Genomic DNA, 9,528 nt, shown 5'->3' with positions numbered 1-9,528 from the left:
GCCCGCACGGTCCGCGCCGAGGCCCGTCCGCAGGAGATGCCGCCGCGCCCGTCCGCTCCCGCCGCCGCTGACAACGGCGACACGGCCGCGACGCCACCGGCGAAGCCGCAGGCCACGATCCTCAGCGAACGCGAACGCGAAGTGGCCGAGCTCGTCCTGCTCGGACTCACCTATCGGGAAATCGGCGCGCGCCTGTACATTTCCGCCAAGACGGTCGAGCACCACGTCGCCCGCATTCGACGCCGGGTCGGTGCCCGCTCCCGTTCGGAGTTATTGTCGATGCTCCGCGCCATGGGACACGGCTCGCTTCTGGTGTGACCGGGTGCGGTTCCGTCAGCGGGAACGCCGAAGCGAGGTAGAAGAGGATGGCCACTGGGGTCGGCCTGCGCATCGCAGAGGACGAGTGCACTGCGGTCATCGTCACCGACGGCGACGAGGAACCGCGGTACATCGTCCGAGAGTCCGTCCTGCACATGTCCGACGACGGCGACACCGTCCTCGGCGGTCCCGCGCCCGCCGGGCACTCCCACTCGATCACCGGATTCGTGCGCGCCGTCGGCGATCCGACCGGCATCTCGGTCGACGAGGGCGAGGCGTACCGCGCCGAGGATCTGGTCGCGACCGCCCTGTTCTGCCTGATCAACCTGGCCGCCGAACATCTGAGCGGTCCGGCAGAGTTCTACGCGACGCATCCGGCGCACTGGCCCGCCGAACACGTACGTTCGCTGCGCGACGCGCTGGACTACCTCGGCCTCCGCTCGGTGCTACTGGTCAGCGAGGGTGAGTTGCCCAGCGCCGAAACCGGCGCGTACGGAAGCTCCTTCGCCCACGACGCGGCGCGCGGGGCCTTGGCGGCCGTGCTCGCCACTCCGGCCGGGGCCACGCCGCCGGACCCGTCGACCGCGGAGAACTCGACGGTGGACACCATCGTCATCCCCGCGGTGTCCGCCGCCGACGCGCCACTGCAGGCGTATTCGGCGGCCATCCCGATCGCCGGACCCGTCGCGACCACCGAACCGGTCTCGCCCGAGAAAGACGCGCAGGCGCCAGCTCCCGCGAAGAACCAGAAGCGGACGCCACTGCTGGTCGCCGGGGCCGCGGCACTCGGGCTGGTACTCGGCGGCATCGTGGTCGCCATCCTGCTCCGCGACGGCGACCGCACGCCGGTGCCGCCGCTGCCCGACGCCAAGTCCGAGCAGACGTCGGTGCCCGCCCTTGCGCCGACCCCATCGGTCGTGTCGTCCACCGTGCCCACCACCACCGAGGAACCCGAGCCGCCCGTGGTGATCCCCGAGACGACAACGCCCGAGCCGACCACCCCGACGACCACCGAACCGCCCACAACGACGCCACCCACCACCCCTTCCTCGACGACGCGGACCACCACGACCACCCGCAACCCGTACCAGCAGCTACCGCCCATCCCGACCATCCCCGGAATGGGAATACCGGGTAGTCGGTGATTAGTCGCGCCCTTTGCGGGTTTGTGGCCTAGAGTGTTGCGCTGACCCTGTTGTCGGATGAATTTCGCCACAGCGGTCAGTTGCTGGACGAAGGCTGTGTGCCAACGGATTACGTCCATGGCCACAGATTTAGCTGGCACGTGCGTGCCGACGAAGGGACTTCATGCGCAAGTTGGTGGCGCGTCGCGCCGCGGTCAAAGCTGTCGCCATCGCCTCGACCGTTCTCCTGGCTCCCTTGTTCGGCACAACGACAGCGTCGGCGGTACCCGAGGCCCCCGCACAGCTCGCCGCGGACAATTTGCCACCGGAACTGGTGCAGGCCATCGCACGCGATCTGCATATGACCCCGACGGAGTACCTGGACCGCGCCGCGCGTGCCCAGCAGCTGCGTGACTACGCTCGCGACTTCCGTTCGGAGCGACCGGATTCCTACGCGGGCGCCTGGATCGGCGCCGACGGCAAGCCCGTCGTCGCCGTCACCTCGCTGGACGCCGCCAAGATCGCCGCGGCCGACGGTTACCAGACCAGGCTGGCTCCGGTCTCGGCGGACAACCTGGAGGGGTCGCTGGTGCAGGTCAACCAGTGGATCAGCGATTTGCCGCGGGATATTTCCCAGGTGATCAACTCGGTGGCGATCGACTTCCTGAACAGCCAACTGGTGCTCAGCGTCGCGAACACCCCCGTCGGCCACCTGCTCAATCTGCCGACCCTGCTGGCGAACATCAAGGTCATCCTGTCGCCGAACGGCGGTGGCCCGGTCGAGCGCAGGCCGATGGGTGGCGACACCTACATCAGCACTCCCGGTTCGCTGCACGACGCGTCGCTGCAGGCGGTCGATGTCTGCTCGTTCGGGTTCAACAGCATCGACGCGGCGGGCAACGCGCTGAACATCAGTGCGGGCCACTGCGATCCGAACCTGGGCAAGGGCAACCAGGAAGCCACCGTCTACTTCCCCAACGTGCGCGACATTCCGGCCAGCCCCGAACTGGGCACCTTCGTGCGCGCATCGCTGGGTGGCCCGGCCGCGCTGGACTACTCGGTGATCAAGCTGAACGAGCGCGCGGTGCGGGCGGGCATGGATCAGCCCTCGGTGCGCGGCGCCAACGGCACCACACTGTGGATCACCGGCACCGCCGACCCGATCACCGGGGCACCGGTATGCAAGTCGGGCCAGTCCTCCACGTTCACCTGCGGTTTCGTCGTGGCCGACCGGGTGGAGACCCAGCTCTACACCGCGGACGGCGAGAGCAAGACCGTGCGCGGGTTCGCCAGTTCGGCGTGCACGCTCGGCGGGGACAGCGGCGGGGCGATCGTGTCCGGCACGCTGGCGCTCGGCATCACCAGCGGTTCCAACGCCGCGGACGCGCCGAACTGCAACGAGGCCAACATCGGCTTGGCGCAGTACGGCGGCACCGCCTCGCTCGGCATTCCGATCCGGGCGATCCTGGCCGATATCGACGCCTCTTCCGGTGACGGAATCGGTAGCGGCATCGCGGTGCGAACCCGGCCGAACGCAGGCTGAATTCACCCTCCACGCATGTGGCGACAGACATATCGTCGGTCGATGGGCTATCGAGACAACCAAGAACACAACATGAGTAGGCATACCGGGCAGAACCCCATATAGTCTGCTCATGCTCCTGCCACGTATAGGACCTCCTCGATCAGCTGCGCGACAGACCGGAATCCGAAAAACAGTGATCGCCGCCTCGGCGGCGATCCTGCTGTTCGGCCCCACCGCGGCAGTAGCGACGGCTCAGCCCGATCAGGCGCCCGGCCTGCCCGCCGAACTGGTGGCCGCCGTGGTCCGCGATCTGAAGATCTCGCCCGACGAGTATCTGCACCGCGCGGAAGTCGCCCAGGAGGTGGCCGCGTTCGCCACCTCCGCCCAGCGGCAGTACCCGTCCGTGTTCGCCGGTTCCTGGCTCGACGGGGCGGGTAAGGCGGTCGTGGCCCTGGCTCAGGGGCCCGGCGCCGACGAGGCCAGAAAGGCGGCCGAGTCGGCCGGCTTCGAGGTACGCAACGTAGCCAAGAGCGAGGCCGCCCTGCGCGGTGAGAAGAGCGCGTTCGAGCGCTGGCTGGAGGGTCAGCCGGAGGCGGTGCAGTCGCTGGTGCGCGGTGCGGTGGTCGACACCGTCAACAACAGCATCGCGGTGCGCGTCGACCAGGCGGGCCTGCCGATGCCGAACTTCATCGATCCGGCGCGCGTCATCGTGATGGCCCCGCCAGTGGCCGGTGAGCAGGCCACCCTGCAGGCGGATGAGATCGCCGGAGAGGCGCGCGGTCCACTCGCGGGCGGCGACGGCTTCGCCTCGATCGCCGGACGCAGCTCGCTGCGCTGCTCGCTCGGCTTCAACGGCACCGACCGCAACGGCAATACGGTGAACATCACCGCGGGGCACTGCAATCCGGACCTCGATTCGGCCGGCACCGGCAACGCCGCAGGCGTCTACGAGCTGAACGGCGACCGGGCCGGCGCCCAGCTGGGCGTGTTCCAGAAGTCGGTGCTCGGTGAGCAGGACTACTCGATCGTGCGGATCAACGACCAGTCCAAGGACCGCTTCGCCAACAACGGCGTCCGCGCGCCCGGCGTGGCGCCGATCCCGATCGAGGGCGTGGCGACTCCGGTCGTCGGCGCTCCGGTGTGCAAGTCCGGTGCGCGCACCGGCTTCAGCTGCGGCGTGGTCAACGCCGTCGACCAGACCGTGCAGGTCGGCGAGCGGGAACTCACCCAGAGTTTCTCGGCCAACATCTGCGCGCTGCCCGGCGACAGCGGCGGTCCGATCGTGACCGGAAGGCTGGCTCTGGGCATCTCCAGCGCGTCGTCGGTGGCCGACTACCCGATCTGCGAGATCCCGAACATCATCGGCGCGCTCACGGGTAACGTGCCGCAGCTGTTCGCGCAGCCGGTGCACGTCGTGCTCTCGGACAACCCCGGGCTCCGCGTGCGCACCAACTGACAGCAGGACGCGAAAAGGCCGGCAGCCGTTGGGCTGTCGGCCTTTTCGCCGTCTTCGGTCCGTTCCACTGCCCATACGCGGCCTTCGGTGCGGGAAACGCCGCGCCGGGTGCCGCGCCGGTCGGGCATTCTGGACTGCATGTGTTTGGTGCTGATCGGCTGGCGCGCCCATCCGGAATACCGGTTGATCGTCGCCGCCAACCGGGATGAGTTCTACACCCGGCCGACCGAGTCCATGCGGCGGTGGCCGGAAGTGCCCGGCCTGATCGCCGGACGCGACACCGGGGCCGTCGGCCGGGCTGAGGGCGAACCTCCTGGCACGTGGCTCGGCCTCACCGCGCAGCCGCAGGGCAACAATCGCTTCGCCGCGGTCACCAATGTGCGTAACCCCAACGACCAGCGCATCGACGCCCGATCTCGTGGCGCGTTGCTGGTGGATTTCCTGCGCGGCGCCTCGGACCGCCACCCGGCCGGAGAATTTCCCGGGCCGGAAAAATACGTGCTCGATACCGCGGCGGCGCCCGACGACTACAACGGCTACAACCTGGTGGTCTCCGACCTGCGCGCGCTGTGGTGGCATTCCAACCGCAGCGCCGCGGAGCCGAGCGAGCTGGCTCCTGGCCTCCACGGCCTCTCCAACGGCACATTCGTCGCTTCCGCCGGTATAACCCGGCCCGGCGCGGATCTGGCCGCTCCACAGCCCATCTGGCCCAAAGTGCGGACCGGTATGACCGAGCTGCGCGAGGTCGTGCGCTGCGATCCCGGTGCGGTGGACCGCTACTTCGACGTCCTCGCCGATCGCACCGAGGCACCGGATGAGGCGTTACCGCATACCGGAGTTCCGTACGAGATGGAACGAGCGCTCTCGGCCAGATTCATCGCGAACACCGTGCACGGCACCAGGGCGAGCACGGTTCTCCTGGTGCGCGAGGACGGCATGTTCGAGATGGTCGAGCGCTCGTTCGGCAGATTGGGCGAGGAACTAGGTGAGGTGGTCGTCCGAGGCCTGCTCGATCTGACCGGGTGACGACGGCGGCCTCGTTCTGCCACCCAGGCCTGATCATGCCCGGAAAACGGCGAGTGGCCCGCTCTCCGGAGAGAACGGGCCACTCGCCGTTTCGAATCGAAAGATCAGTTGGGCTGCTGAGCCGCAACCGGCTTCTCAGCCCACTTGGTGGTGCCGTCCGGCGCCTGCAGGGTGTTCAGCAATTCGATGCCCGCGGCAACCAGCGTCGGCCCACCGACCGCGACGGTGCCGAGAATGCCGCCGATGCCCGCGCCGATCGGCAGACCCGCGAGGCAGCCGACGCCGAACAGCGGAAGACCGAAGATGCAGCCGACAACCGCACCGATCGCGGTGCCGATGAACCCACCGACAGCCGTGGCGATGCCGAAGTTGCTGGCGAACTCGTTCTGCGCACGCTGATTCTCGATCGGCGAGGCAATGTCCTTGGCCACCACCGGCTTCGCGACGACCGGCTTGTCGGAGACCACGAGGTCGGCCGGGCGTTCGGGGGTGACCTCGAGAACGGTGCCGTCCTTCGTGACGTCGGCCTTGACCGGCACCAGTTTGCCGTCGACATCGACGTTCAACGGGAACGAGACGAGGGTGTTGCCCTTGTCGTCGTGCACGTTGGCGAACGAGGTCTTCGGCTCGTCGACGGTGGCGCCTTCCTTCTCGGTCACCGAGAAGGTTCCTCCCCTGAGCGCCGCGACAACGGTCTTATCGACCAGCTTGACCGAGTAGAGAACACCGGGATCGGCCTGCGCAGGGGCTGGCTCGTCGGCATGAGCCGTCCCCAGACCGATGGTCATCGCACCGATGACCATCGCAGCCGCCGCGGTGGTTCTGCGGAGTTTCATTCAGTTTCCAATCCATCATCAGGTCGTCGTCACCGGCTGACCTTCAGCACGCGAGAGCTCTTTCCATCAAATCCGGGTGGTCGGCTCCGGATCCTCCCCGAGCGGTGTGAAGACGGGCACAGCTATCAGAACGTCGTGAGCCTAATGGAATAGGGCGTTTTAAGCGAGATGCCTTATCAGCCATGGGGAGTAAGCCAATCCTTACCGACCGGGCGGAATGCTTCGCCGTTACCGTGATGGTCACCGGACCAGCGGAAAGACAGGCGGCAATCATCCTGTGACATTGATCACAGGTAAATAATGGGTCAAGCCCCAGCATGTGGGGTTATTAGCCCAAACGCCGATCGTACGATGGACGGGGTTGTTACTGGCGGGTAACTTACTGCCAGTTAGGATACGAGCCAACCGAGGCGGTAACAGACCGGCCGCGCTCGTGGTGCCTCTAAAGAAAGGTCGCGACATGAATGCCCTGACAGTGACGCTGGGCACGATTGGGGCGGCGCTCAGCCTCCTGTGTTGGGCGTCGTTCATCGGCGGCGTCCGCAATATCGCGCGCGCCATCATGATCGGACAGCCCGCGCCGGATCGTTGGCGGCCCTTCTTCCCGCGCTTCAAGCAGATGCTCGTGGAGTTTCTCGCGCATACGCGGATGAACAAATTCCGCACCGTCGGCTGGGCGCACTGGCTGGTGATGATCGGCTTCCTCGGCGGCTTCATGCTGTGGTTCGAGGCGTACGGGCAGACGTTCGACCCGACGTTCCACTGGCCGATCATCGGTGACCTGGCGGTCTACCACCTGTGGGACGAAATCCTCGGCATCGGCACCGTGGTCGGCATCCTCACGCTGATCATCCTGCGTCAGCTCAACCATCCGCGGGTGCCGGAGCGGCTCTCCCGGTTCAGCGGCTCCAAGTTCGGTCCCGCCTACGTCATCGAGGCCATCGTGCTGCTCGAAGGCCTCGGCATGATCTTCGTCAAGGCCGGGAAGATCGCGACCTACCACCACTCCGACGCCGCGACCGACTTCTTCACCATGCAGGTAGCGAAGCTGCTGCCCGCCAGCCCGGTGATGGTGTCGATCTTCGCCTTCATCAAGCTGATGTCGGGTATGGCGTTCCTTTACTACGTCGGCCGCAACATCACCTGGGGCGTGGCCTGGCACCGGTTCTCGGCATTCCCGAACATCTACTTCAAGCGCGAGGACGACGGCGACGTCGCGCTGGGCGCGGCCAAGCCGATGATGTCGAAGGGCAAGCCGGTCGACATGGAGACCGCCGACCCGGACACCGACACCTTCGGCGCGGGCCGGATCGAGGACTTCTCCTGGAAGGGCTGGCTGGACTTCACCACCTGCACCGAGTGCGGCCGCTGCCAGTCGCAGTGCCCTGCCTGGAACACCGGCAAGCCGCTGTCGCCGAAGCTGCTGATCATGTCACTGCGCGACCACGGCTACGCCAAGGCCCCGTACCTGCTGGCCGGCGGCCGCAAGGACATGGGCGGCGACGAGGTCGGCTTGGTGGACGCCGAGGGCAACCCGAACGAAGCGAAGCTGGCCAAGATCTCCGAGGCGGCCAAGGCCGAGGCGGAGCGTCCCCTGGTCGGTGACGCCGAGGTCAACGGCATCATCGATCCCGAGGTGCTGTGGAGCTGCACCACCTGCGGCGCGTGCGTCGAGCAGTGCCCGGTGGACATCGAGCACGTCGACCACATCATCGATATGCGCCGCTACCAGGTGCTGATCGAGTCGGAGTTCCCGTCCGAGCTCGCCGGTCTGTTCAAGAATCTGGAGAACAAGGGCAACCCCTGGGGCCAGAACGCCAAGGACCGGCTGAACTGGATCAACGAACTCGACTTCCAGATCCCCGTCTTCGGCCAGGACGCCGACAGCTTCGACGGCTACGAGTACCTGTTCTGGGTCGGCTGCGCCGGCGCCTACGAGGACCGTGCCAAGAAGACCACCAAGGCGGTCGCGGAGCTGCTGGCCACCGCGGGCGTGAAGTTCATGGTGCTCGGCGCCGAGGAGACCTGCACCGGCGACTCGGCGCGCCGCGCCGGCAACGAGTTCCTGTTCCAGCAGCTGGCGCAGCAGAACATCGAGCTGCTGAACTCGGTGTTCGAGGGCGTCGAGCAGCGCAAGAAGAAGATCGTCGTCACGTGCGCGCACTGCTTCAACGCGCTGAACAACGAGTACCCGCAGGTCGGCGGCAGCTACGAGGTCGTCCACCACACCCAGCTGCTCAACCGCCTGGTGCGCCAGAAGCAGCTCATTCCGGTGGCGCCGGTGTCGCAGAACGTCACCTACCACGACCCTTGCTACCTGGGCCGGCACAACAAGGTCTACAACGCACCACGTGAGCTGATGGCGGCCTCCGGCTCGAAGCTGGTCGAGATGCCGCGGCACGGCGAGCGGTCCATGTGCTGTGGCGCCGGTGGCGCGCGTATGTGGATGGAAGAGCAGCTCGGCAAGCGCATCAACATCGACCGGGTCGACGAGGCGCTGACCACCTCACCGGCGAAGATCGCCACCGGCTGCCCGTTCTGCCGCGTGATGCTCACCGACGGCGTCACCGCCCGCCAGGAGAAGGGCGAGGGTGAAGGCGTCGAGGTGGTGGACGTCGCGCAGCTGATGCTGGACGCCATCGAGCGCGTCGAGCCGTCGGTGCTGACCGAGAACCTCTCCGTCATCCAGGAGCCGAAGGCGCCCGCTGCCGAGCCAGAACCGGAACCGGAACCCGTCCCGGCAGCCGAATCCCCTGCGCCCGCCAAGGCGGCGCCGTCCGGCGGTGGCCTGGCGATGAATGGTCCGGCCAAGGCACCCGGCGGCGGTCTCGGGATGAAGGGCGCTGCCAAGGCGCCCGGCGCCAAAGCTGCCGTGGCTCCCGCCGCCGAATCCGTGACCGAGGCCGCCGCGACCGAGGCTCCGGCCAAGCCGGCCAAGGGCCTGGCCATGAAGGGCCCCGCGAAGGCGCCCGGCGGTCTGGGGATGAAGGGCGGCGCGAAGGCACCGGGCGCGAAGGCCGCCGCCGGAGCCACGACCGAAACTCCGGCAACCGAGACTTCAACCTCCAAGCCGGTCAAGGGTCTCGGGATGAAGGGCGCCGCCAAGGCGCCCGGCACCAAGGCCGCTGCCCCTGCCACCGAATCCGCACCTGCGGCCGAGGCGGCCGCGACCAAGCCGGTCAAGGGTCTCGCTATGAAGGGTGCCGCCAAGGCGCCCGGCGCTAAAGCTCCGGCGGCCGAGCC

The 9,528-nt window shown here is 67.6% G+C and carries 7 protein-coding genes; 6 read left to right on the top strand and 1 reads right to left on the bottom strand.

Features of this window, described 5'->3' with window-relative positions; genetic code table 11:
• The 5 genes from NA4_RS43005 to NA4_RS35660 form a co-directional block, all read left to right on the top strand.
• A partial coding sequence (locus NA4_RS43005) for a response regulator transcription factor (RefSeq protein ID WP_245671746.1) occupies nucleotides 1-318 on the top strand: 318 nt, incomplete at its 5' end.
• 47 nt (nucleotides 319-365) lie between these two features.
• Entirely contained in the window at nucleotides 366-1,463 is a 1,098-nt protein-coding gene (locus NA4_RS35675; RefSeq protein WP_067480062.1) for an Hsp70 family protein, read from the top strand.
• Between the two features lie 163 nt (nucleotides 1,464-1,626).
• Nucleotides 1,627-2,985 carry a S1 family peptidase gene (locus tag NA4_RS35670; protein WP_067480059.1) on the top strand — a complete coding sequence of 453 codons (1,359 nt, stop codon included), beginning with the start codon at nucleotides 1,627-1,629 and terminating at the stop codon, nucleotides 2,983-2,985.
• 175 nt (nucleotides 2,986-3,160) lie between these two features.
• Entirely contained in the window at nucleotides 3,161-4,423 is a 1,263-nt protein-coding gene (locus NA4_RS35665; protein WP_245671745.1) for a S1 family peptidase, read from the top strand.
• 138 nt (nucleotides 4,424-4,561) lie between these two features.
• A complete protein-coding gene (locus tag NA4_RS35660; protein ID WP_067480066.1) occupies nucleotides 4,562-5,449 on the top strand; it encodes an NRDE family protein in 888 nt (295 codons plus the stop codon).
• 104 nt (nucleotides 5,450-5,553) lie between these two features.
• Here NA4_RS35660 and NA4_RS35655 read toward each other — a convergent pair whose 3' ends face one another.
• Nucleotides 5,554-6,285: a DUF8020 domain-containing protein gene (locus NA4_RS35655; RefSeq protein WP_067480055.1), complete on the bottom strand. Its 732-nt coding sequence runs from the start codon at nucleotides 6,283-6,285 to the stop codon at nucleotides 5,554-5,556.
• A gap of 460 nt (nucleotides 6,286-6,745) precedes the next feature.
• Between NA4_RS35655 and NA4_RS35650 the strand changes: the two genes are divergently transcribed.
• Nucleotides 6,746-9,528 (top strand): (Fe-S)-binding protein (locus NA4_RS35650; RefSeq protein WP_067480053.1); only part of this gene is annotated, 2,783 nt, incomplete at its 3' end.

It is taken from the genome of Nocardia amamiensis NBRC 102102 (genome assembly GCF_001612745.1).
Lineage (GTDB): Bacteria > Actinomycetota > Actinomycetes > Mycobacteriales > Mycobacteriaceae > Nocardia > Nocardia amamiensis.
Note: the sequence above shows the minus strand (reverse complement) of the source record. Positions and strands in the feature narration are given on the sequence as shown.

Bases quoted from the DNA above. Each gene is read 5' to 3' on its own strand.
- NA4_RS35675 (WP_067480062.1), top strand. From the start codon at position 366: ATGGCCACTGGGGTCGGCCTGCGCATCGCAGAGGACGAGTGCACTGCG.
- NA4_RS35670 (WP_067480059.1), top strand. From the start codon at position 1,627: ATGCGCAAGTTGGTGGCGCGTCGCGCCGCGGTCAAAGCTGTCGCCATC.
- NA4_RS35660 (WP_067480066.1), top strand. From the start codon at position 4,562: ATGTGTTTGGTGCTGATCGGCTGGCGCGCCCATCCGGAATACCGGTTG.
- NA4_RS35655 (WP_067480055.1), bottom strand. From the start codon at position 6,285: ATGAAACTCCGCAGAACCACCGCGGCGGCTGCGATGGTCATCGGTGCG.